Source organism: Ruegeria sp. N8 (assembly GCF_056531325.1).
On record NZ_JBQFLQ010000005.1, the window covers coordinates 271,971 to 294,944 of the forward strand.

Annotated in this window: 20 protein-coding genes; 13 read left to right on the top strand and 7 right to left on the bottom strand. The window is 60.2% G+C overall.

Annotation, left to right across the window (positions count from 1 at the left end; genetic code table 11):
• Window positions 1–65: 65 nt before the first annotated feature.
• Entirely contained in the window at window positions 66–434 is a 369-nt protein-coding gene (locus ACR0C5_RS12555; protein ID WP_170773197.1) for a response regulator, read from the top strand.
• A gap of 9 nt (window positions 435–443) precedes the next feature.
• Here the strand turns inward: ACR0C5_RS12555 and ACR0C5_RS12560 are convergent, their stop codons facing one another.
• Both ACR0C5_RS12560 and ACR0C5_RS12565 read right to left on the bottom strand, forming a co-directional pair.
• Entirely contained in the window at window positions 444–2,057 is a 1,614-nt protein-coding gene (locus ACR0C5_RS12560; protein ID WP_480877006.1) for an adenylate/guanylate cyclase domain-containing protein, read from the bottom strand.
• 3 nt (window positions 2,058–2,060) lie between these two features.
• Window positions 2,061–4,784 carry a response regulator gene (locus ACR0C5_RS12565; protein ID WP_480877009.1) on the bottom strand — a complete coding sequence of 908 codons (2,724 nt, stop codon included), beginning with the start codon at window positions 4,782–4,784 and terminating at the stop codon, window positions 2,061–2,063.
• 276 nt (window positions 4,785–5,060) lie between these two features.
• On the opposite strand from ACR0C5_RS12565, the gene ACR0C5_RS12570 reads away from it, so the two are divergent.
• Window positions 5,061–7,235 carry a CARDB domain-containing protein gene (locus ACR0C5_RS12570; protein WP_480877011.1) on the top strand — a complete coding sequence of 725 codons (2,175 nt, stop codon included), beginning with the start codon at window positions 5,061–5,063 and terminating at the stop codon, window positions 7,233–7,235.
• Here ACR0C5_RS12570 and ACR0C5_RS12575 read toward each other — a convergent pair.
• A complete protein-coding gene (locus ACR0C5_RS12575) occupies window positions 7,232–8,131 on the bottom strand; it encodes a LysR family transcriptional regulator (RefSeq protein ID WP_480877014.1) in 900 nt (299 codons plus the stop codon). The two genes, ACR0C5_RS12570 and ACR0C5_RS12575, sit on opposite strands and share 4 nt — an antisense overlap.
• Before the next feature lie 106 nt (window positions 8,132–8,237).
• On the opposite strand from ACR0C5_RS12575, the gene ACR0C5_RS12580 reads away from it, so the two are divergent.
• From ACR0C5_RS12580 to ACR0C5_RS12590, 3 genes are read left to right on the top strand one after another with little or no spacing between them, the layout of a single operon-like run.
• On the top strand, window positions 8,238–8,966 hold the full coding sequence (locus ACR0C5_RS12580) for a TSUP family transporter (protein WP_480877016.1): 729 nt from the start codon (window positions 8,238–8,240) through the stop codon (window positions 8,964–8,966).
• Between the two features lie 6 nt (window positions 8,967–8,972).
• Window positions 8,973–9,995 carry a D-cysteine desulfhydrase family protein gene (locus ACR0C5_RS12585; RefSeq protein ID WP_480877019.1) on the top strand — a complete coding sequence of 341 codons (1,023 nt, stop codon included), beginning with the start codon at window positions 8,973–8,975 and terminating at the stop codon, window positions 9,993–9,995.
• 38 nt (window positions 9,996–10,033) lie between these two features.
• Complete coding sequence (locus tag ACR0C5_RS12590; protein WP_480877022.1) at window positions 10,034–10,996, top strand: TAXI family TRAP transporter solute-binding subunit; 963 nt, start codon at window positions 10,034–10,036, stop codon at window positions 10,994–10,996.
• A 46-nt stretch (window positions 10,997–11,042) separates the two neighbouring features.
• Here ACR0C5_RS12590 and ACR0C5_RS12595 read toward each other — a convergent pair whose 3' ends face one another.
• The 4 genes from ACR0C5_RS12595 to ACR0C5_RS12610 all read right to left on the bottom strand — a co-directional run bounded on the left by ACR0C5_RS12595 (window position 11,043) and on the right by ACR0C5_RS12610 (window position 14,208).
• A complete protein-coding gene (locus ACR0C5_RS12595; protein ID WP_480877025.1) occupies window positions 11,043–12,548 on the bottom strand; it encodes an FAD-binding oxidoreductase in 1,506 nt (501 codons plus the stop codon).
• Between the two features lie 138 nt (window positions 12,549–12,686).
• Entirely contained in the window at window positions 12,687–13,178 is a 492-nt protein-coding gene (locus ACR0C5_RS12600; protein ID WP_480877028.1) for an MBL fold metallo-hydrolase, read from the bottom strand.
• Complete coding sequence (locus ACR0C5_RS12605; protein ID WP_170785652.1) at window positions 13,114–13,527, bottom strand: pentapeptide repeat-containing protein; 414 nt, start codon at window positions 13,525–13,527, stop codon at window positions 13,114–13,116. The genes ACR0C5_RS12600 and ACR0C5_RS12605 overlap by 65 nt, the downstream gene beginning before the upstream one ends.
• A gap of 84 nt (window positions 13,528–13,611) precedes the next feature.
• On the bottom strand, window positions 13,612–14,208 hold the full coding sequence (locus ACR0C5_RS12610) for a cytochrome P460 family protein (RefSeq protein ID WP_480877032.1): 597 nt from the start codon (window positions 14,206–14,208) through the stop codon (window positions 13,612–13,614).
• A 313-nt stretch (window positions 14,209–14,521) separates the two neighbouring features.
• Here ACR0C5_RS12610 and bioB point away from each other — a divergent pair, with 313 nt between their 5' ends.
• The 8 genes from bioB (at window position 14,522) to ACR0C5_RS12650 (ending at window position 22,920) form a co-directional block, all read left to right on the top strand.
• Window positions 14,522–15,502, top strand: a complete 981-nt coding sequence (gene bioB, locus ACR0C5_RS12615; RefSeq protein WP_480877035.1) for a biotin synthase BioB — start codon at window positions 14,522–14,524, stop codon at window positions 15,500–15,502.
• On the top strand, window positions 15,499–16,632 hold the full coding sequence (locus ACR0C5_RS12620; RefSeq protein WP_480877038.1) for an 8-amino-7-oxononanoate synthase: 1,134 nt from the start codon (window positions 15,499–15,501) through the stop codon (window positions 16,630–16,632). The genes bioB and ACR0C5_RS12620 overlap by 4 nt, the downstream gene beginning before the upstream one ends.
• On the top strand, window positions 16,629–17,249 hold the full coding sequence (gene bioD / locus ACR0C5_RS12625; RefSeq protein WP_480877041.1) for a dethiobiotin synthase: 621 nt from the start codon (window positions 16,629–16,631) through the stop codon (window positions 17,247–17,249). Before ACR0C5_RS12620 ends, bioD begins: the two co-directional genes overlap by 4 nt.
• A complete protein-coding gene (gene bioA, locus ACR0C5_RS12630; protein WP_480877044.1) occupies window positions 17,246–18,532 on the top strand; it encodes an adenosylmethionine--8-amino-7-oxononanoate transaminase in 1,287 nt (428 codons plus the stop codon). Before bioD ends, bioA begins: the two co-directional genes overlap by 4 nt.
• Window positions 18,529–19,143, top strand: a complete 615-nt coding sequence (locus ACR0C5_RS12635; RefSeq protein ID WP_480877047.1) for a pimeloyl-ACP methyl esterase BioG family protein — start codon at window positions 18,529–18,531, stop codon at window positions 19,141–19,143. The genes bioA and ACR0C5_RS12635 overlap by 4 nt, the downstream gene beginning before the upstream one ends.
• On the top strand, window positions 19,140–19,898 hold the full coding sequence (locus ACR0C5_RS12640; RefSeq protein WP_480877050.1) for a methyltransferase domain-containing protein: 759 nt from the start codon (window positions 19,140–19,142) through the stop codon (window positions 19,896–19,898). Before ACR0C5_RS12635 ends, ACR0C5_RS12640 begins: the two co-directional genes overlap by 4 nt.
• A gap of 471 nt (window positions 19,899–20,369) precedes the next feature.
• Window positions 20,370–22,253 (top strand): DEAD/DEAH box helicase, encoded by a 1,884-nt coding sequence (locus ACR0C5_RS12645; protein ID WP_480877053.1) that lies wholly within the window; start codon window positions 20,370–20,372, stop codon window positions 22,251–22,253.
• Between the two features lie 454 nt (window positions 22,254–22,707).
• Entirely contained in the window at window positions 22,708–22,920 is a 213-nt protein-coding gene (locus ACR0C5_RS12650) for a hypothetical protein (RefSeq protein ID WP_480877056.1), read from the top strand.
• Window positions 22,921–22,974 lie beyond the last annotated feature (54 nt).

Here is a 22,974-nt window from a genome sequence, read left to right on the forward strand (position 1 = left end):
ACGGGGGCTTTGTGCCTGGCCGGCATCATTCACAGTCAAAAAGCGCGGCTGCGCGGGGGGAAATTTTGACTAAAGTTCTTTTGGTGGAAGACAACGAGATGAACCGCGATATGCTGTCGCGCCGTTTGCAGCGCAAGGGCTATGAGGTCGTGGTTGCAAAAGACGGGTTAGAGGGTGTGTCGATGGCGGGTTCGGAAAACCCTGACATCATCCTGATGGATATGAGCTTGCCCGAGATTGACGGCTGGGAAGCGACGCGCCGCATCAAGGCCACGCCCGAGACGGCGGCGATTCCGGTTGTTGCCTTGACGGCGCATGCTATGGCCAGCGACCGGGAAAAGGCGCTGGAGGCCGGGTGCGATGATTTCGACACCAAACCGGTCGAGCTAAGCCGACTGCTGGAAAAAATGGACAAGCTGGTGCCTGCCTCCTGACAAGTCCGGCTATTTCGCTGGCGGTTTGCGCCCCGTGACGAAGTGCGTTCTGACCTGACCCTTGCCCTTGATGCGGGTCTCGATCGGGTCCGAGACTTGAAACCTGTGTGCGATCCGCCACGCGGTGTCTTCAGACACCTGCACCTGACCGGGTGCACCGGTTGATTCCAGACGGCTGGCGACATTCACAGTGTCGCCCCAGATGTCATAGAGAAACCGGTGCGAGCCGATAATGCCCGCAACCACCGGCCCGCTGTGGATGCCGATCCTGATATGCATTGGATGATCGACCTCGCGATTCAGCGCCTCGACCTGCGCCAGCATCCTGTGGGCCATCTCGACAATCACCTCGGCGTGGTCATCGCGGTGATCCGGGACACCGGCGGCGACCATATAGGCATCTCCGATAGTCTTGATCTTCTCGACGCCCAGTTCCGTCGCGGTCCGGTCAAAGCCCGAGAAGATGCGGTTCAGGTAAGACACCACATGGGCCGGGGGCAGTTTGGCCGACATCTCGGTAAAGCCCACGATGTCGGAAAACAGGACAGTGACATCGCTGTGTCGGTCGGCGATGGTCGCTTCGCCTTGGTTCAGGCGCGTCACGATTTTCTGGGGTAGGATGCTGTGCAGAAGGTCTTTGTATTTCTGCTTTTCCGCCTCCATCTGATCCAGATAGTGACGTTCGCGTACGCGCCAGCGTTTCTTCTCCAGCGCGGCGTTGATACGCGCTTGCAGCAGAACAGGGTTGAAGGGTTTGGGCAGATAGTCCTCGGCCCCGGCTTCGATACAGCGGGCGACGCTTTCTATTTCGTCCAGCGCCGAGATCATGATGACCGGGATGTCGTGCAGAGCGTCATCCTCTTTCAATCGGGCCAGCACGTCAAACCCGTTGATGTCAGGCATCATCAGGTCCAACAGGACCAGATCGAAGGGTTGCATGGACGCCATTTGCAGTGCCGAATAACCGCCATCGGCGGTCCAGACCTGATGACCATCGCGCTGAAGCCGTCGGGCCAGCAACGCCCGGTTGGCCTCGACGTCATCAACCACAAGGATGTTGCCAGTTAAAAGCTCGGTCTCGGCAATCGGGTCGATCGAGCGCATGCTGTCGGCCAAGTTGGCGAACATCGCGGCAGTGTCCTGCGGCGCGTTGGGGATGTCCGCCGAATTGCCTGCCGGATCATCGGACAGGGCGGCAAGATGGTCGATCTGCTGCAAAAGCGCGTCGGTATGGTCCAAAAGGCCTAACAGGTCACCCTGAAGATGGCTTGCGTTCAGATCGTCCAGATCCTCGAGCAGCATTTCACTGTAGCCTTTGATCGCGTTCATGGGCGTGCGCAGGTCGTGGCGCAAACGCTGCACGCTTTCATCGCCGCCTACGGTCAGTTTTAGCGCCGTTTCGGGATGCAAAAGCTGATCCACCTGTTTGTTCAGATCGGCGGTGGCCTTCGATATCCGGTCGAGATCTGAGGCCACGTCCGACAGCGCCTGCCGGTCGACCTCGGATTGAAGCAGCTCGTTGAATCCCACGATGGCGCTGACCGGTGAGATCAGGCTCTGGCGCAGATTGGCCAGCCACGCCGCCTTGGCGCGCTGGGTTTCATTGTCGGGCTCGGGGCGCATGATCTAACGGTTCCCGGTTCGCGCGTTGGGCAGGATGGCGTTTAACTGGGACAAGATGGTTTCAACCTCGTCCCCGTCCTTGCTGATCAGCGTCTGGACCGAACCATTCAGCCGGGCGCGGTCCTCGTTCGACAGGGTTTTTGCAGTCACCACGATGACTGGAATTTCACCCCAATCTGGGTTCTTGCGCATTCCGGCCAGAAATTCGAACCCGTCCATCTCGGGCATCATCAGGTCCAGCAGGATCACATCCGGGGTGGATTTCGACATCTGGTTCAGCGCGTCCAGCCCGTTTATGGCCTGATCAATCTGCCAGCCCTCTTTGGCCAGAACACGACAGATCATCTCGCGCGTGGCGGCTTCGTCCTCGACCACCAGTACGCGGGTGGAGGGTTGGGCGGAGCAATGCTGTTTCAGGGCGTTAAGCAATTCGACCGTGTCGATCGGCTTGCCCAGATACTCGCTTGCGCCCAGCGACAACCCGCGGGACCGGTCATCAGCGAAGGTCAGCATGATCACCGGAATTTCGGCCAGTTCGGGATCGTCCTTGAGTTTGGACAGCACCGCCCAACCGTCGATTTCGGGCATGAACACGTCCAGCGTGATCGCGTCAGGCCGGGTCTTGCGCGCCAATTCCAGCGCATCCTCACCTCTGGTCGAGGCCAGCACCCGGTATCCTTCGCGGCGCAGACGCCGCCCAAGCAGATCATGCACGGTCGGATCATCGTCGACCAGCAATATCAGCGGCGCGGTCGGATCACTGTTCGGATCGCCCTCCGTATAGCCCGGCCCGTGCAGCAGATTGGCCGCGGGATCGCGGCAGACACCCGGCAGGCGGATGGTGAAGGTCGAGCCTTCGCCTAGTGTGCTGGTGCAGCCGATATCGCCGCCCAACTGTTCGCAGAACACCTTGGTGATCGACAGCCCCAGCCCGGTGCCACCGTAATTCCGGGTGGTCGAGGAATCAGCTTGGGTGAAAGCCTCGAAAACCTTCTCGACTTGCTCGGGTGTCATGCCGATGCCCTGATCGGTGACGGCAAATTCGATCAGATCGGGATCATCCGAGCGCTGCACAGTCAGAGCGATCTTTGCGTCTTCGGTAAATTTGCAGGCATTGGACAGAAGGTTCAGCAGGGCCTGCCGGACCTTGGTCAGATCGCATACCATCTCGCCGATATCCTCGGGACACGAGATTTCCAGCGCATTGGCGTTTTTCTCGGCCAAAGGTTGCACCGTCGTGCTCACATCCATGACCATCTGGCAGATGTCAAAGGATTCCAGATTGAACTCCATCTTGCCCGCTTCGATCTTGGACAGGTCCAGAACGTCGTTGATCAGGGCCAACAGGTGCTTCCCGGCGGATTGGATCTTGGTCAGATCGCTGAGGTTGGCCTCATCATTCTGGTCAATGGCGTCTTCCCGCATCAACTCGCTGTAGCCGATGATCGCGTTCAGGGGCGTGCGCAGCTCGTGGCTCATATTGGCGAGGAAGGTGCTTTTGGTCTTGTTCGCCGTCTCAGCGATGTCACGGGCTACGCGCAATTCGCTTTCCACCTGTTTCTGAGTGGTGATGTCGCGCCCGTAGATATTGGCATAGCCGCCATCGGGCACGGGCCACAGAAGCAGGGCGTAAATCAAGCCGCCGGCCTCGTACTCGAAATCCTGGCGTTGATCTTCTTGCAAGCCCTTGGCAACGCGCCTGCGCCATCCGGTGCCGACCCGGTCGCCCACCTTGAGCTGAAGCGCCGAGATCAGCGCCGCACTGGCGCGGTTGGCGTAGATCAGTTTGCCGTCGGCGCTGATGCGCATAACGGGGTTGGGATTTTCCTCGGGGATGCGGGACAGTTCACGCATCCTGTTCTCGGCCTGTTTCAACTGTGTGACATCGCGGCCGTAGAGGTTGACATGTTTGGCATCGGGCAGGGGCCAGAGCAGCAGGGCATAGACCATCCCGCCCGCCTTACATTCGAAATCCTGTCGTTCGTTCTGGCGCAGGCCTGTCTCGACCCGCTTTAGCCAGTCGGGGCCGACCCGCTGGCCGACTTTTAGGTCCAGCGCGTCCAGCAGCGGGTCGCTGGAGCGGTTGGCATAGATCAGCACCCCGTCATTGCTGATGCACATGACCGGGTTGGGGTTTTCCTCGGGGATCTGCGCCAGTTCGGCGTTACGGGCCTCGACCTTCTTCAGGTCCGAGACATCGCTGTAGATAGCGACAATCCCGTTGTCGCTTGTCTTGCGCTCGCTGATCTTGATCCACCCGCCCGAGGCGCGGCTTTGCATCTGGGTGCCTTCAGGGTTGAAGTGGCGCTTGAGCCGCTTGGTCAGCCATTCCTCTTCACGACCGGCTGCGTCCTGTATCACGCCCAGCGAGAGGGCTTTGCGGACGACCTGCTCAAACTTCATTCCCGGTTTTATTACATCTTCATGGCCCGGATACAGCATCTGGCGGTATGTTTGATTGGCCAGCACCAACCTGTCATCCGCATCGTAAAGGGCGAACCCCTCGGGGATGGTGTTGATCGCATCCACCAGACGGGCCAGCGTCTGTTCTGCCGCGCCATTTTCGGAGCTGGGGCTAATACCCGCGCATTGGGTGGTGAGCTGTTGGGTCAGCGCGATCTCATCTTCGCTGAACCCGGCGGCTTGCAGACGTGTGGTCAGTTCGTCGGCGTCCTGCAACCGGGCGGTCAAATCTGCCAAAACCTGCAAGATCTCGGATCGGGTCATTTATGTGCTCTCCCACGTGGCGAGACCAGAAAACCGGGAAGCCGTCATATTGGTCGCCTGTCTATTCAGCAGTTCAAAGGAAATGCATGCACAAAACAAGGCGTTTTCCGAGAATGAGAGAAACTGTTTGGACCAGACAAGGCAGGAAAAGCACAGATACAAATATGTTCAAATACAATCTAAGATTAATCATATCTACATATCACACAACGCCAAATTGTTGACGCAATTCCTTGGCACTCAACTTTCAAAGTGATTTTTTGCAGGAGATTTTCGATGCCGAAGCCAAACAAGGGCGGGGGTGACAGCAACGTCATCTCAGGGAACAAGCGGGACAACACTCTGACCGGAACCAGCGCGGATGAGGTGCTGGACGGCAAAGGTGGTAACGACCGTCTGACAGGCGGCGGTGGCGATGATACGATCCTGGGTGGCAGCGGGACCGACACGGCGGTCTATGCCTATGCGCGCGATGCTTATGAGGTCACGCTGCTGGGTGACGGGCGCATTCAGATTTCGGGACCCGAGGGGACAGACACCCTGTCTGATGTCGAGCTGTTCGAGTTTGCGGATATGACCCAAACAGCCGCCGATGTGATATTGCCTCGTTTTGCCAATCTGAGCGCGCAGGCGGTGCAAGTCGAGGACACCGTGCTGTCGCCGGGTGAGGTGACGGATGTGAGCGTTTCGATCGCTTCCGACGGTGTGATCGACGCTACCGCGTCCAGTGTTGACCTTGTGACTGCCACCGCTCCGGACGAAGGGGCGATCATCGACACAATTGACACGGCGCAACTGGGTGCTTTGGCGACAGGCAGCAGCGGCTCGGTTTCCTTCACGCTTGATCCCGGCGCGTTGCAGCCCGGCACCTATTGGGTTGCGGTACGCGTGGACAGTGGCGATGCCCTGACCGAAGAGGATGAGACCGACAACCTGACAGAGTGGGTTCAGATCACAGTCGAGGCTCCCAGCACCGATTTGCAACTGCTTTCGGCCTCGGTTGGCGACGGATCGGACCTTGATTTGGACGGCGGCGCGCGGATCGAGATCGACTATGTCATTCAGGACGCCTCGAACATGGATGTGTCGGGGTATACGGTCGCCACCTATATCTCGACCGATGCAACGATTTCCGAAGATGATCAGCGTATTTCAGTGATCACTGGCGGCACCGATCCCGAGATGACGACAAATGTGACTGGAACGCATTGGCTGCCCGAAGGCTTCGCGCCGGGCACCTATCACCTGATAAGCGTCGTCGAATGGGATGACGGATCGACCGATACGCAGCCTGACAACAACACCATTGTGCATACCGTCACCCTGACCCCTCCGCCCGCGCCCGTGGTGGACCTGTCGCTGGGAATGCTCAGCATCGCCGCGTCCTCGGATCTGGATCTGGGACCCGAGGGATATTTGTCTGGCCCGACAGGCGGGCAGCTTGATTTCAGCTTTGACGTCTCGAACTTGGGCTCTGACCCGGCAATCAATACGGGCTTCACGGCCTATCTGTCGACGGACGGTACTGTGTCAGGCGACGATATTGTGATCTGGAGCGGTTCGGCCACTCTGACGGCTGGAGGTTCGGCGACTCTCACGGGATCGGCCAGTTTGGATGCGGGTCTTTCCGCCGGGGACTATCAGGTCATTCTAGTGGCGGATGCCCAGAATGAGGTGGACTCGTCTAACAATAGTGGCACCGCAGACGTCACCCTGATCGGAGGGTCCGCCGTGGGCACCGAAGGAAATGACGTTTGGGTCGGCACTGCGGGCGGTGATAGTGTTGATCTGCTGGGCGGCGACGATATCGCGTTTGCCGGGAGCGGGCTGGACACGGTAGATGGTGGCGACGGGGTCGATACGCTGGACTTCTCGGGCAGGGCACAAGGCGTGCAATTGGCTTATGATTTCGTTTTCGATCCCGAGGACCCTCAGTATCTGGTCGAACAGGGCGCGACCGAGGCGCAATACATCAATTTTGAAACCCTCATATTGACCGCGCAGGACGACCATATTGATCTGTCCGCTGGCGCGGCGGCTACGGTCAAAGCTGGCGCAGGCAACGATCTGATCTTTGGAAGTGCCGGGGATGATATCCTTGAGGGCGGCGCCGGGGACGATTTGATTGCTGGCTATATTGGCAATGACACGATCAGTACCGGTGAAGGTAACGATATGGTTGGTGTTGCGCGCAATGCCTCAGCGGACGGGATCAGCGGATTTGGTCATGATGTGGTGGATGATTTCGACTTTAACTTTGACGCCGTAGTGATCAATGTGGGGTATCAGGAAACCTACGACCCCATGGTCGATTTAATCCAGACCAGCGAGGGTGCGCTGTTGCAATATGCCGATGACTCGAGCCTGTTGCTGGAGGGGGTCGATGTTGCCGATCTGGATGCGAACCACTTTATCGTCGTCGAAGACGAGCCCGCTATGATCGGAATCTAGGGTGACGATCCGGGTGCTTGGGTGTCCAGAACCGCTGCGGTGAACCGGCGCAGGCCGGGGATGTCTTGTGACGCGGACAAGGTCGCAATTCGGGTCGGCCAGCTTAGGGGCGATGTTAGGCGCAACGTCGCAACGCCCGCGGTATCCGAGCTGCGCAGGATATTTGCATCGACAATGGCGCACCCGGCCCCATGCGCCACCATATGGACCAGAGCGGTCTGTGTCTCGGCCTCGGCCCGGACCTGAAACGATGTGCCGGCGCGGTCGAACATCATCTCGACCGCGCGTCGAAATGGGCTGTGCGGGGTCAGCGTGATCAGCGGTCTTGTCGCCAGATCAGCCGCCGAAACCTCGGTTCTGTCGGCCAGCGCATCGGTGCGCGGCACGATTGCGACCGGGTCCAGATCGGTCAGGCGGGTGCAGGCGAGGTTGGGGTCTCCGGGGTCCGAGGAGACGACCGCACAATCCACCCGTCCTTCTCGTAGGGCCGCAAGACCAGCCCTTTCATTCAGAACGACCACATCCACGCGCAAGGCCGGAAACTCGGCCATCAACCGTCCGGCTGCAATGGCCACCCGCGTATCGGCCACGGCCGGAACTGTTGCCACGCGCAAATGCCCTCCGGTCCCAAGGGCGATCTGGGTGGCGGTGTCGCGGATGCGATCTAGCCCTTGATAGTGTTTCTGAACCGCCTGCTGCAAACTATGCGCCGCGGCCGTGGGTTCGAATTTTCGTCCGGCGCGGTCAAACAGGGCCACGCCCATCTCAACCTCGAGCTCGGCCACAACGCGGCTGATTGCAGGTTGCGAGATGTGCAGGGCGTCGGCGGCTTTTCGGGTGGACCTGTGGCGGTAGGCCATCTGAAACAGCTCAATCTGGCGGGCGGTAATGCGCATGCAAGTTGATAACATTTGAGCATCAATAAATACAATAAGATGATTTTTCATCATAGTAGATGAGCGCTAGGGTCATCGCTGCGAACCGCAGAAAGGACCTTGCCCCGTGTCGGCTGATTTGCTGATCTTGCTGATTGCCATCGTTTTAGGGGCCGGGCTTCAGGTTGGGGTCGGGATCGGTTTCAGCATCGTGGTGGCCCCGGTGATGATGGTGTTGCTGGGCACGGCGACGGCGGTGCCGGTGCTGTTGATGCTGAACACGCTTGTGTCGCTTGTGGCCACCGACCCGCAGGTCTGGCGGCGCGACCGGGGGCTTGTGCGGGACGCGGTTCTGGCCTGCCTGGCTGGGATCGCGCTGGGGCTGCTGATCTATCCGCTTTTGTCCGAACGCGCGGTTCTGTTTTTGACCGCCGCGCTGCTGCTGATTGGGGTTGCAACTTCGTTGATCCCATTCGGGCAGAACATCGGACCATCAGGATTCCGCACCATTTCGGGTCTGTCCGGCCTGGCAACTGTCTGGGCGGCCACGCCGGGGCCGTTGATGGTGCTTGGTCTGCTGGCGGTGGGCCGGTCGCCGCAAGCTGCCCGCAAACTGGTGCAACCCGTTGCTCTGATTGCCTATGGCAGCGCCTTTGCGCTGCATTTGGCGCTGGATTGGACGGCCTTTGCTGGTGCGCCGTGGTTGGTGCCTTTTGCCGCCGCGACGGTATTGGGCAGCGTTTTGGGTCGTTTGATTGGCCCGAAGTTACCGCAACGCGTAATTGGGCAGGCGATCCGGATGATTTCGGTTCTGGCCTGCGTGGCCCTCATTCGACGGGCCTGGATGATGGGATGACACAGGATGACCATGCACATGCAGATTGACCGAAAACTGACCGAATTTCCCCGCGTCCGGTTGATGACCGAGGTCACTCCGGTCGAGCGGCTGAACCGGATGTCGGACCGGTTGGGCATCGACCTGTGGTTAAAGCGCGACGACCTGACCGGGTTGAGTTTTGGCGGCAACAAGACCCGGCAGCTTGAATTCTACTTTGGCGAAGCCCTGCATCAGAAGGCTGACACGGTTTTGATCACGGGCGCGGTGCAGTCCAATTTTGTGCGCACTGCCGCCGCCGCTGCGGCGCGGTTGGGTATGACGTCGGTGCTGCAACTGGAAGAACGCGTACCGGGGATGGGGCCGGCCTATTACCGCTCGGGCAATGTTCTGCTGGCGCAGATTCTGGGGGCCGAGCATATGCACTTTCCGGTGGGCGAGGACGAGGTCGGAGCGGACAATGCGTTGCACGATCGCGCCGCGCGCCTGAGGGCCGAAGGGCGAACACCTTATGTCATTCATCTTGGCGTCGATCACCCACCGCTGGGGGCCTTGGGCTATGTGCAGGGCGGCGCGGAGCTGGCCGATCAGATGGCGGAAATTGATGTGGCGGTGGTGCCTTCCGGCAGTGGCGCGACCCATGGAGGGTTCCTGACCGGGCTGCGCCTGTCAGGTCATGGCGCGCAAGTCTACGGCATCTGCGTCCGCCGTGACCAAACCCAGCAGAAGGCCCGGATGGAGAAAGTTCTTGGCAAGCTGGCAGCGTTGATGGGTTTTGACCCGGCTTTGGTGAAGGAAGACATCCACGTCTGGGACGGTGCGCTTGCCCCCGGCTATGGTCAAATTGGGGACCGGACCCGCACGGCATTGGAGCTTATGGCCCAGACCGAAGGCATATTTCTGGACCCGGTCTACACCGCCAAGACCTTTGCAGGGCTTTTGGGGCTTCTGGACAGCGGCGCGATCCGCAAGGGCCAGAAGGTCGTGATGCTGCACACGGGCGGTTTGCCCGCGCTGTTCGGCTATCAGGACCAGCTTGAACCAACCTGACCAAACGACACTCAAGACAATCTCAAAGGGAGGAAATTATGAATAAGAAACTGATTTTGGCGTCGACCCTGACGCTTGCGCTTGGCACCGTGGCCGCTTTGGCCGAAGAGTTCGTGACCATTGGAACTGGCGGCGTGACCGGTGTGTACTATCCGACCGGTGGCTCAATCTGCCGTCTGATGAACAAGAATCGCAAGGAAACCGGGGTGCGTTGCACGGTCGAATCCACCGGTGGCTCGGTCTATAACATCAATACGATCCGCGAGGGCGAACTGGAATTTGGCGTGGCCCAGTCCGACTGGCAGTTCCACGCGCTGAACGGCACCTCAAAATTTGAAGAGGCCGGGCCATTCGAAGAGTTGCGCGCGGTATTCTCGGTCCATGCCGAGCCGTTCAACGTGATGGTTCGCGCCGATTCCGGGATTGAGCATTTCGATGATCTGGCAGGCAAGCGGGTTAATATCGGCAATCCGGGATCGGGCCAGCGCGGCACGATGGAGGTGCTGATGGACGCCAAAGGGTGGACAAAGGATACGTTTGCACTGGCGGCCGAGCTAAAATCGGCGGAACAGTCCAGCGCCCTGTGCGACAACCAGATTGACGCGTTCATCATCACTGCGGGCCACCCGTCCGGCAACCTGACCGAAGCCGCGACGACCTGCGATGCCAAACTGGTTCCGGTGACCGGTGACGCCGTGACCGGGTTGATCGACAACAACGCCTATTACCGGGCAGCGACCATTCCCGGAGGCATGTATCGCGGCACCGACGGGGATGTGGACACGTTCGGGGTCGGTGCGACGCTTGTGACCTCGGCCAAGGTCTCGGACGAGGCGGTCTATGCGCTGGTGTCGTCGATCTTTGAGAATTTCGACGATTTCCGTACGTTCCACCCGGCATTCGCAAATCTGACCAAAGAAGAAATGGTTTCAGCGGGCCTGTCCGCGCCCATTCATCCCGGAGCACTCAAATATTACCGCGAGCAGGGTCTGTTGAAATAACGAAAGCGCAATCGCGTGCTTATCTCAGGTGAGGCCCAAGAGGGCCTCACCTTGTTGCAGGACTGCCTGCGCCGGTTGTTTTAGGATCTTCCCGGTCGGGCGGATGCGTCAGGTTTTCGACGAGAAGGCATCCAGGGTTCATGATGCCTTTAGGGTCGAGCGTGAATTTCAACTGAGCCAACAGATCATGACGTGCAGGAAGAGTTTTTCGGAACCACCCGGCCTTGGTGCGGCCAATTCCGTGCTCTGCTGAAAATGAGCCGCCGAGCTCTGTGACAATGTCGAATATGCGCGCTTCGATGGTCTTTCCGACGGCGCGCGCCTCTTCCTCGGACTTGGACTCCGGGGGTAGGGCATTAAAGTGAAGGTTGCCGTCGCCCAAATGGCCGTAGGTCTGCGGTATCCAGCCCGGAAACTCCTCAGCCAGCATGGTTTCGAGCGCGACCGCGGCTTGGGGCACATGCCCCAAGCGAACCGACACATCGCTGCGCACGTGGTAGCCGCGCTTGATCTGTCCTTCGACCAGGCCTTCGCGGATGGACCAGAACCGGGCGGCCTGAGATTGCGATTGAGCGATGACGGCGTCCTGCACCACCCCTTGCTCAAATGCTGAGGCCAGAAGTGCCTCCAGATGGTCTTGCAGCGGTAGGTCCATCGCGGATGAAAACGCGATCAGCACATGGACGGGCGCATCGACCGGCAGGATCATCGAGGGGTCAACGGATTGGGCCAATGGCATACAGCTTTGGGACATCACTTCAAAGGCCGACAGGACCTCGTGCCCGTTGCTGCGAATATGCCGCAGCAGGTCCAGCGCGCCCTGCATCGAGGTGCAGCCGGCATATGCGGTGGCGCTATGTGTCTGGCGGGGAAGAATGCGCAGGCAGGCACGGGTGACCACGCCAAATACCCCTTCGGCGCCGATAGCAAGCCGCAACGGGTCCGGCCCCCGGTTGTCTTTGTGCAATCCTGTGATCGACGATAGGATCTGCCCTTGGGGCAGCACCATTTCCAACCCCAGAACCTGAGCACCCATCATGCCGTGGCGCAGGACATTCACTCCGCCCGCATTCGTGGATATCAGCCCCCCGATCTGAGCGCTGCCCTGAGAGCCGATGGCAACACCGAACTGGAAACCCTGCTCGCCTAGGGTCGTTTGCACTGTTTCAAGGACGGCGCCCGCCTGCACCGTGCATGTCATGCCGTCGGCGTCGATCTCTTCGATTGCGGTCATGCGTTGGGTGGAAATCAGAATGCAATCGCCCCGATTGCGCTGCGCGCCCCCGACCAGACCGGTATGCCCCCCTTGCGGGATGATACCGATGCCTGTGGCGTGGCTGAGGGCACAGACCTGCGACACCTCGGCTGAAGTGGTGGGTTTGACAACGGCCAGGCATTGTCCGTGCCGGTCTCGGGTCCAGTCTCGGGTGTAGGTCTCGGAAATATCTGAACCGGTCAGGACGGCGGCTTCGCCCAGCGTCGCCCTAAGCGCAGACAGATACGAATGAGTTGTGGCCTGGTCGTGCGAATCTGTTGGGGATGATGGTGTCATGTCGGACCTTTGTCACATCCGCCCCGCAAGTAAACCATTATCGGTCCTTGCGCGTTTGCCTTTTGCCATAGCGTCAGGATCGGCTGGCAAGGATGCTGTTGTGCGGAGCCAAAGGGAAGACGTGATCGGGGTAGCGGGTCAACATGCCAGCAATACGCTCGGATTTGGCCATCCCCTGTTGGGCCAGTCCAAGGCCGCGGTTTCAATGAATGTCAAAGACTGTGCTGCGCTTGCGACAATTGCTTGTGGAAACTGTGGCCCCAGAAATTGCAGGCCCAGATAGTGGTCGGGATGCGGGTGCGTGATCACGATATGGGTCAAAGGTTTGCCGGTTTCGCGGACCAGACGCGCCAGATCCTGCGCCTCGCTCACGTTCAGATTTGCGTCGACCAACACACAGCTCTGAGGGCCTTCGATCAGACAGGCATTGGCGAAAAAGCCGACCTCTGGGGCCGGGTGACGGTCGAGTTGCGGCGCATCGGCCTGCGCCGGACGGGCCAGTGCCGACAGCATGGCACAGCCCGCAACCCGCATCCATTGGCGGCGCGAGATCATGGCGGTCTGTTTACTTGCAACTGCCAACGGACCCAACGGCGCATTGTCGCGCGTCGTTGTAATAGGCCCCGTCAAATCTGGCACCTTCGAAATTGTTGCCCCCCAATTGGGCTTTGGTCATGAAGGCGCCGCGCAGGTCCGCGCCCGCGAAATTGACTTGTTGCAAATCCGCGCCAATCAGGATGGTGCCGGTCAGATCGGCATGGGACAGGTTGGTCCCGCGCAGCTTGGCTGCAGTCAGTTTTGCGCCGCTGAGGTTGGCGTGGCTGAGATCCAAGCCCGAGAAATCCTGACGCGCCAGATCACAGCCGTGCCAGTCCATACGCGGCGCTGGTTGGGCATCGCAGTGATCGACCGCAGCCCCCATCTGCGCCAGAGCGGGGCAGGCTGCAAAACAGGCGACGAGAAAGAGCTTATGTGACACGTGAAGATCCAGAGAGGTTTTTGGGGTGCGAATGTATTGGCCACCGCGCCGACCTGACGCGATGGCATTCAGAGGTCGATCCGCTTAGTTCGCGCTGAGGATCGCGTAAAAGCGGGTGAAAACCATATCCTCGTCCGCATTGTCGATATGGCACGAGGCGCAGGCCTCGATTGGGGCGGAGGCGGCGGTTTCGGCATAGGGTGGGGCATGGTGGCCAAAGTTGAAATAGCCCCAGTTGTTACTTTCCGCAAAGCGCGAGGAATCCTTGACCGCGATGTCGATGCCGTTGAACCCGGCCGGGAAATAACCCTGTCCCGACACCTCAAGCCGCGATCCGTCCGCTTCCTCGCCGGGTTGGGTCAGTTGCAGCTCTTTCAACAAGATAGTGCCTTCGGGAAATTCCCCGGTTTCCTTGTACTGAGCATAGGCCGTCGGATGCATGTAAACATTGTGGTATTCCGGGAACCCGGCCTGCCCGCCGTTTAGTGCGTTCGGCGTCAGGGGTGAGCCCAGGAACACCCATTCCCTGTAGCCTGTCGGTAGAACCAGTTGACCATCCTCGGTCCATTGAGGCTGCCAGTCGTCGGACACTTGCGCGTTGACCGATGTGCTGAACTGACTGATCCCAAGCGCTGCAACACCCATCGCTGCGCCCAATGTTAGGATTTTCAATACTCTCATGGCTGATGTCCTCTTGCTTGGAAATTTACGTCGCCCGGGAATTTGGGGCGGGTTTATGTGACACCAGCCTATCCAAGCCGGCCCGGCGTCAAATTGCGTATCATTCGGAAAAATATGCAGATCGTTCAGCCTCACGAGCTTATCAGCAAAAACAGCGGTGATTTGACTGCCCGTGCGCATATTGGGCGCTCGCATTTTTACGATGCCCGCGTCCATTTGCCCTGACTTGGTTTGAGTGAAAAATATTGCAACCACAAAATTTATCGATAAAAAATGACCGCAATCTCGGGTTACACGAAAGATTATAGATAAAATGCAGACCCAACCAAACTCATGGACTCGTGACGCGGCTCAGGCGCTGTATGATCTGCGGCTGATGGATCTTCTGTTTCGCGCCCAGACAGTGCATCGCGCCAATTTCGATCCCAATAAGGTCCAGACCTCGAAACTTTTGTCGATCAAGACCGGAGGCTGCGCCGAAGACTGCGCCTATTGCTCGCAATCGGCGCGCAATGGGTCCAAGCTGTCGGCCTCGAAACTGATCGAGGTCGAGCGGGTTCTGTCCGAGGCCCGCAAGGCGAAAGAGGGCGGCGCGACCCGGTTCTGCATGGGGGCCGCGTGGCGCGAGCCCAAAGACCGCGACATGGCTGCGCTGGTTGCCATGGTCGAAGGCGTGCGCGACATGGGGATGGAATCCTGCATGACGCTTGGCATGCTGAGTGACACGCAGGTGGTGCAACTGCGTGATGCGGGGCTGGATTACTACAACCACAATATCGACACGTCCGAGCGTTATTATTCCGAAGTGATCACCACCCGGACCTTTGCCGACCGGATCGACACGATGAACCGGGTGCAAGAGGCGGGGATCAAGGTGTGTTCAGGTGGCATTCTGGGCATGGGCGAGGGCGTTCAGGACCGCATGGACATGCTTGTGACGCTGGCCAACATGGCGCCTGCGCCGGATTCAGTTCCGATCAACATGCTTATGCCGCAGCAGGATACACCGCTGGCCGATGCCAAGCCGATTGATCCGATTGACTTTGTGCGGGTGATCGCTGTGGCGCGGATCATGATGCCGCAATCCTATGTCCGCCTGTCTGCCGGGCGCAGCGACATGAGCGATGAGCTGCAGGCGATGTGTTTCTTTGCCGGTGCGAACTCGATCTTTGTGGGCGAAACGCTGCTGACGGCGGAAAACCCTGAGGAAGACACCGACGCGGTTCTTTTTGCCAAGCTGGGGCTTCAGGCCGAGGTCGCTGCGCAGGACAGCCGGGCTGACGCGGCCGAATGACGGTTACGGCGCGCTTGTCCTCGATGCTTGAGGTGCTGGACAACCGGCATCGTCGGCGGGTGTTGTCACCGCGCCGGGGGTTGGATTTCGCGTCGAACGACTATCTGGGGCTGGCTCAGTCACCCGAATTGGCCGAGGCCGCGCAGCACGCGCTGTCGCGCGGGGTGCCGTTGGGGTCGGGCGGGTCGCGCCTGTTGCGTGGCAACCATCCCGAGCACGAGGCTTTGGAGCAGTTCGCTGCCAGTTTTTTTGGGGCCGAGGCCGCGCTGTTCATGGGTGGCGGGTTTCAGGCCAATCAGGCCATCTTTTCCAGCCTCCCCGCCGCGGGGGATCTGATCCTGCATGACGCTTTGGTCCATGCCAGCGCGTTCGAAGGGATGCGCACCGGGCGTGCCGACACACGGGGCTTTGCTCATAATGACTTGGCCGATGCGCGCCGGGTTCTGACGCAATGGCGCACCGAGGGTGGTTCGGGTCAAGTTTGGGTTGCGGTCGAAAGTGTCTATTCTATGGAAGGCGATCTGGCCCCGTTGGTCGATTTCGCAACGCTGGCGCGGGACCACGATGCGGTGCTGGTGGTGGATGAGGCCCACGCAACGGGCGTCTTTGGTCCACAGGGCCGGGGGCTGGCGCATGGGCTGGACGCGGATGTGCTGACCTTGCACACCTGCGGCAAGGGTCTGGGTGTTGCGGGCGGATTGATCTGCGGTCCGCGTGTGATGATCGACACTTTGATAAATCGCGCGCGCCCGTTCATTTTTGCCACCGCCCCGTCGCCCTTTAATGCAGCCCTCGTGCGGGCCGCGCTTGAGCTGCTGAGCAACGACCCGATTTGGACGCAGCAGGCGCAGGACCGGATCGCGCATGCCCATTCGGTGGCGCATAGTGCTGGGATCGCGCCGCAAGCTCTGACCAGTCAGATTATCCCCGTTATTCTGGGTGATGACGCCAGCACCATGGCAATGGCGGCGCGCTTGCAGGAACAAGGTTTTGATATCCGCGGCATCCGCCCGCCGACCGTGCCGAAGGGCACGTCGCGGTTGCGAATCTCGATCACCGGGAATGTCACCAAATCCGAGATCAGCGCCTTGTTCGAAACACTGTCGCGCTACCGGAAGGAGGCCGCATGAGCACTCTGGTCGTCACCGGCACCGATACCGGTGTGGGCAAGACCGTCCTGTCCGCCGGACTGGCCGCTGCCCTTGGGGCCAGCTATTGGAAGCCGGTCCAGTCCGGGTTGGAAGAGGCGACGGATACCGAAACCGTGCAGGCCCTGTCTGGCGCGCCGGTCTTGCCCGAGGCGTATCGGCTGAACCTGCCCGCCTCGCCGCATCTGTCGGCCGAGGATATGGGGGTTGAGATCGACCTTGAGCGACTGACTTTGCCTCAGGTTCCCGGCCCGTTGGTTGTGGAAGGGGCGGGTGGCGTGATGGTGCCTCTGACCCGGCAGCATTTCTTTCTGGACCTGTTTGCCCGTTGGCAGGCGCCGGTCGTTCTGGCGGCGCGCACGGCTTTGGGCACAATCAACCACACCGCGCTGTCCTTGCGCGCCTTGCGAGGCGTGGGTGTCGACGTGGTCGGCGTGGCATTCATCGGAGACGCCGAGCCGGATGTCGAACAGACTATTGTCGAGATGTGCGAGACGCGCCATCTGGGACGGCTGCCGGTTCTTAACACCGTGACGCATGCCTCTGTGGCTGATGCGATGGCGGGGATGGACCTGACCACGATACGGGGTGCGCTGTGACCCCATTGGATTTTGACGCGCGCCATCTGTGGCATCCTTATACCAACGTGCTGGATCCGGGGCCTATGCACCTGATCTCTTCGGCTGAGGGCGTCTGGCTGACGCGCGAGGACGGCGGTAAGATGATCGACGCCATGTCATCTTGGTGGTGTGCGGTGCACGGCCATCGTCACCCGGCCATCATCGCAGCGATGCAGACGCAGTTGGATCACTTGCCCCATGTCATGTTCGGCGGCTTGACGCATACGCCCGCGATTGAGCTGGGCAAGCGGCTGATCGACATGCTGCCCGATGGATTGGACCGGATTTTCTACAGCGACAGCGGCTCGGTCGCGATCGAGGTCGCGTTGAAGATGGCTGTGCAGTACCAGATGGCCAAGGGTCATTCGGGCCGGACAGAATTTGCCACGATCCGGGGCGGGTATCACGGCGATACATGGAAAGCGATGAGCGTCTGCGATCCAGTCAATGGAATGCATGGGCTGTTCCGGGGGGCGATGTCGATCCAGCATTTCCTGCCCCGGCCCTCTGTGGCGTTGGGACAGGACTGGCCGGAGGATCCGGTGTTGAATGGGCTTGGCGCTCTGGAAGAGATGCTGGACCGTCAGGGCGACCGGATCGCCGCGTTGATCCTTGAGCCGGTGGTACAGGGTGCGGGCGGGATGTATTTCTATCACCCGTCCTGGCTGAAAGGCGCGCGCGAGCTGTGTTCGGACCATGGGGTGTTGCTGATCTTTGATGAGATCGCCACCGGGTTCGGGCGGACGGGTCAGCTTTTTGCTATGCAACACGCGGATGTGGTGCCGGATATCCTGTGCGTGGGCAAGGCACTGACGGGGGGACATATCACTCTGGCCGCCACAATCGCGACCGAAGCCGTTGCGCGCGGGATTGGTGAAAGTGAGGCCAGCGTGTTGATGCACGGGCCCACCTATATGGCCAACCCGCTGGCTTGCGCGGCGGCCATCGCCAGCCTTGACCAGTTGCAACAGCGCGATTGGCATCATGAGGTCAGCGCGATTGCCAAGCAGATGGAGCATGAGCTTGCGCCCGCGCGCGACATACCGGGCGTGGCGGATGTGCGGGTTCTGGGGGCAATTGGCGTGATCGAGATGGAGAGCGTGGTTGACCCTCGGATCGCGCATGCACAAGCGCCAAAGACCGGTGTCTGGCTGCGCCCCTTTGCGCGCAATATCTACTGTATGCCGCCTTTCGTGATCTCGGGCGATGAGTTGAGCCGGGTGACGGCGGCGATGGTTAATCTGGCGCGGGGCGTGGCATGAAGGCGGTTTGGCTGTCCCGCTCTGGTGTTGAAAACCTGACACTGGTGTTCGGTGGCTGGGCGTTGGGGCCAACCCCGTTTGTCGGGCTGGGGGGCGGCGGGGATGTTTTGTTCGTCGACGACTATACCCAGCTTGATGCTGAGCTGCGCGAACTGGCCGATTATGACCAGCTCGATGTGCTGGCGTTTTCCTTCGGTGTCGCCTCGGCTGTGCACTGGTTGGATGCTGCGGGGGTCAACCCGGATCGTCTGGTGGCGGTCAGCGGCACTTTGTTTCCAGCGGATGCGGAAAAAGGCATCGTGCCTGACATGATCAACGCCACTGCCGACAATCTGAGCGTGGCCAGCTTTGCCAAGTTCTGCCGCCGCGCCGGGTTCGAAGGGCCAGCCCCGCAGATCGACATCAACGCGGCGCAAACGGAACTGCGTGCGATCCTTCAGCGCGGCCCCGCTCTGGCGCGTCGGTTTGACCGAGTGTGGATTCCGCAGAAAGACCGGATCATTCCCACCAAAGCGCAAGAAGTAGCGTGGCAGAGCTCGGCCATTCGGCGCATTGACGGGCCACACGTACCGTTTCGCACTGGTCAAAGCTGGGCGGAGTGGCTGGCATGAACGCTGTGATCACCGACCGAGTTCAACGCAGCTTTAGCCGCAGTTTTGGCAGCTACCATGCTGCGGCGGGTCTGCAGGCGCAGATCGCGGCGGATTTGGCCGACGCGTTGCACGCACACGGCGCGCCCGCGCAGTTTGAACATGGGCTGGAACTGGGATGCGGTACCGGACATCTGACCCATGAGTTACAGGCCAGGTTCCGGTTTCAGGCTCTGACGCTCAATGACCTTGCGCCTGAGGCCGCAGCAACTGCGACCGACGCAAAGGCGCGGTTTGTATGTGGCGATGCGGAACGGATTGCTTGGCCGCAGCGGCCCGATCTGATCTGCTCGGCGTCGATGATCCAGTGGTTGCACGATCCGGCGGCCCTGATGCGACGCATGTCGCGTGCGCTGGCACCCGGTGGTTGGCTGGCAGTTTCGGGCTTTGGGCCACGGCAGTTTCACGAGTTGACGCAGATCGGGTCATCCGCCGAAGCGCCGGGCCTGTGTTGCCCCGAGGATCTGAGCGCGGCCATTTGCGATGAGTTGGAAGTGATGGTGGCAGACGAGGATATTCGGACCATTCGGTTTGCCTCACCCCACGACCTGTTGCGCCATTTGCGCAGCACTGGGGTGAACGGCCGTGCCCGCGCGGTTTGGACCCGCTCGGATTTGCGGCGGTTCTCGGACGCGTATGTCGCGCGCCATGGCTGCGGCGACACTGTGCCGCTGACCTATCACCCGATCTGGATCATCGCCCGCAAGCCGATCTGAGCAATCGACCGGGATCACAGCACTGTCACACAGGATTGACCCGTTGGTTACGCGCCTCCGTGCTAGGCAGGACAGGCGCGCGTGTTACCACCTAAATCTTCCGAACACAAAGGTCCCCAAATGATCAGAGCCGTCCTCATCTCCGCCAGCTTGCTACTCATCGCCGCCTGCGACAGCGGCCCAAGTGGCGGCAGCGCTGAAAATCAAACTCAGGACTTCGAAGAGAGCTTCCGCAATCGCGGCAGCTGATGCCTAATGGCTGGGCCAGGTGGTTTCGGCCCAGCTTTTCCTGACGGTCTGCCCAACGCGTGATACGGCAATCTGGTCGGTTTGCATCCGGCGCGCGGCAGGTATGCGCGTCACATTTCCGCTCTATACATCCCCGCCGTCTCTGGTTATGAGCGGCGCTTCGACGATGATCCGTGTGTTGGACGCTCTGAGGGTGACAGCATCACCAGAGCGAGCCGATCTATGAAACAGACATTGCAAGATGCGCTGACGCGCAAAGGATATGAGACCCTGACCCCGGTGCAACAGGCCGTGACCGCGCCCGAGTTGCAGGGGCGCGACCTGTTGGTTTCCGCGCAGACGGGTTCGGGCAAGACCATCGGGTTCGGATTGGCCATCGCGCCGACGCTTTTGGATGAGGGCGATGTCTTTGACGCGGCCGCAGCACCTTTGGCGTTGGTGATTGCGCCCACGCGCGAGCTGGCGATGCAGGTCAAGCGCGAGCTGGCGTGGCTTTATGCTGATGCGGGGGCGTTTCTTGCCTCTTGCGTGGGCGGAATGGATATGCGCGACGAACGCCGCGCCTTGGCCCGAGGCGCGCATATCGTTGTCGCAACGCCGGGCCGGTTGCGCGATCATATCATGCGCGGTTCGATCGATCTGACTGATGTGCGGGCGGTGGTGCTGGACGAAGCTGACGAGATGCTGGATCTGGGCTTCCGCGAGGATCTGGAGTTCATTTTGGAACAAACGCCCGAGACGCGTCAGACGCTGCTGTTTTCGGCCACGGTGCCGCGCGCGATTGTCAGCCTTGCGGCGCGCTATCAACAGGATGCTGAACGGGTCAGCACGGTCAGCGAACGCACGCAGCACGCGGATATCGAATACCGTGCACTGAATGTGGCGCCGCGCGATGGCGAGAACGCGATCATCAACGTGTTGCGCTATTACGAAGCCCCGAACGCCATCGTCTTTTGCAACACACGCGCCATGGTCAGCCGTTTGACGGCACGCTTGTCCAACCGGGGGTTCCCGGTTGTCGCTCTGTCGGGTGAGTTAACGCAAAGCGAACGCTCTAACGCGCTGCAAGCGATGCGCGATGGCCGCGCCCGTGTTTGTGTGGCCACCGATGTCGCGGCGCGGGGGATCGACCTGCCGAACCTGGATCTGGTTGTTCACGCCGAACTGCCCAATAGTCATGAAACCCTGCTGCACCGCTCGGGTCGGACCGGTCGGGCAGGCCGCAAAGGGGTCAGTGCGCTGATCGTGCCCCCGGCGGCGTTCAAAAAGGCACAGCGCCTTTTGAAATTTGCCAAACTCACCGCCGAGTGGGGGTCTGCGCCCTCGGCTGAAGAGGTCAACGCGCAGGACTTGCAACGAATGTTTGCGTCCGACGACTGGCAGTCCGAGGTTCCCGAGACCGAGCGCGCCTCGGTCGAGCAACTGGTCGCGCGGTTCTCGGCAGAACAGCTGGCCGCGGCTTACGTTCGCCAATACACGAGCCAACATTCCGCGCCCGAAGAACTGAGCGAGGTCAACGCGGCAGCCAAACCCAGCGCTCCCTTTGGTCCCAGCGTTTGGTTTTCCCTGTCTGAGGGGCGCAATCAGCACGCCTCGCCGCGCTATGTTCTGCCGATGATCTGCAAGGCCGGGAACATCACGAAATCCGATATAGGCGCGATCCGCATTGCCGACGATGTGACCTATATCGAAATCCGCGAAAGCAGCGTGCCCGGTTTTATCGAAGCCATTGGGCCCGAGATGAAGGTCGAAGGAGCGAAAGAGATCGTTCGACTGGATAAGGCCCCAGACCTGTCGCGACCCGCAAAGCCGGGCCCCAAACGTGGGATGAAGGACAAGAAACGGGGAAAAACTGAGCGTCCGGAGCGTCTGGTCGAACCGCAACCGGCAAAGACGCGGAAGAAGGACACACCCAAACCTGCGGACAAGGGAAAAGCCGATCCCAAACCTAAGCGCAGCAAGGCCGGGGACGCCTGGGCAGGCAAGACACCGGATCGCCGCCCCAAAGGTCCTCCGCCGCCAAAAGGCAAGCCCAACAGCAAGAAGAACCGCGCGCGGGCCGCGGCGGCCAAGGGCGGCAATGCGGTTCCGAAACGCCGGACGTAAACTGGGGCGTTAATCGCGCTGCGAAGCCCCTTTGCAAAAGTTGTGATCGGTTCTGAGGCTATTCTTCTTGCAATAGTCTGTGTGTTGATGTGCAATCGCGTTCTGATTGTACAAATGCTATTCAACTGGTTGGAAAGAGATGTCGAGCATTCTCATTTGGTCGAGCGTTTTTCTTCGGGCCGGTACAGCAGGGCAAAACGCAAAGCGCTGGATGGTCAACTATCTGCGCGGCAAGTCCATATCCTGCGATCTGAACGGCGAACGTACACACGACCGCTGGGTGGGCGTCTGCTACGCCGATGGTGAGGACATTGGTGCCGCAGTTATCGCAGCCGGTCACGCATTGGACTGCGCCCGTTATTCGGGTGGCCAGTACAGGAAGTTTGAAACGCGCGCCGCGCGGTCACGGCTCAAGCGGGCCGGATGTTGCAGGACAAGGTAAGGAGGCGGCAGGGTGTCACATAGATCAATCGTTGAAACGGGCGCGAAGGCAGGGGACAAGGTTGTTTGTGTCGAGGTTCTTGAGGAAGGGGCCATACCTGGTGTCACCTACGTTCCGGGCAAGATTTATGACGTGGTTGAAGTTTTCGACAAGCCCATGGTTGAGCATGATGGGTCTTTGGTCCCATCTGTCCGTCATCGAATGATTTGGAACACGAGCGTTTGATTGGCTTAGGAGGATCAGGCTCGCCGTAGTTTCAATCTACGCCGCGTTCTGATG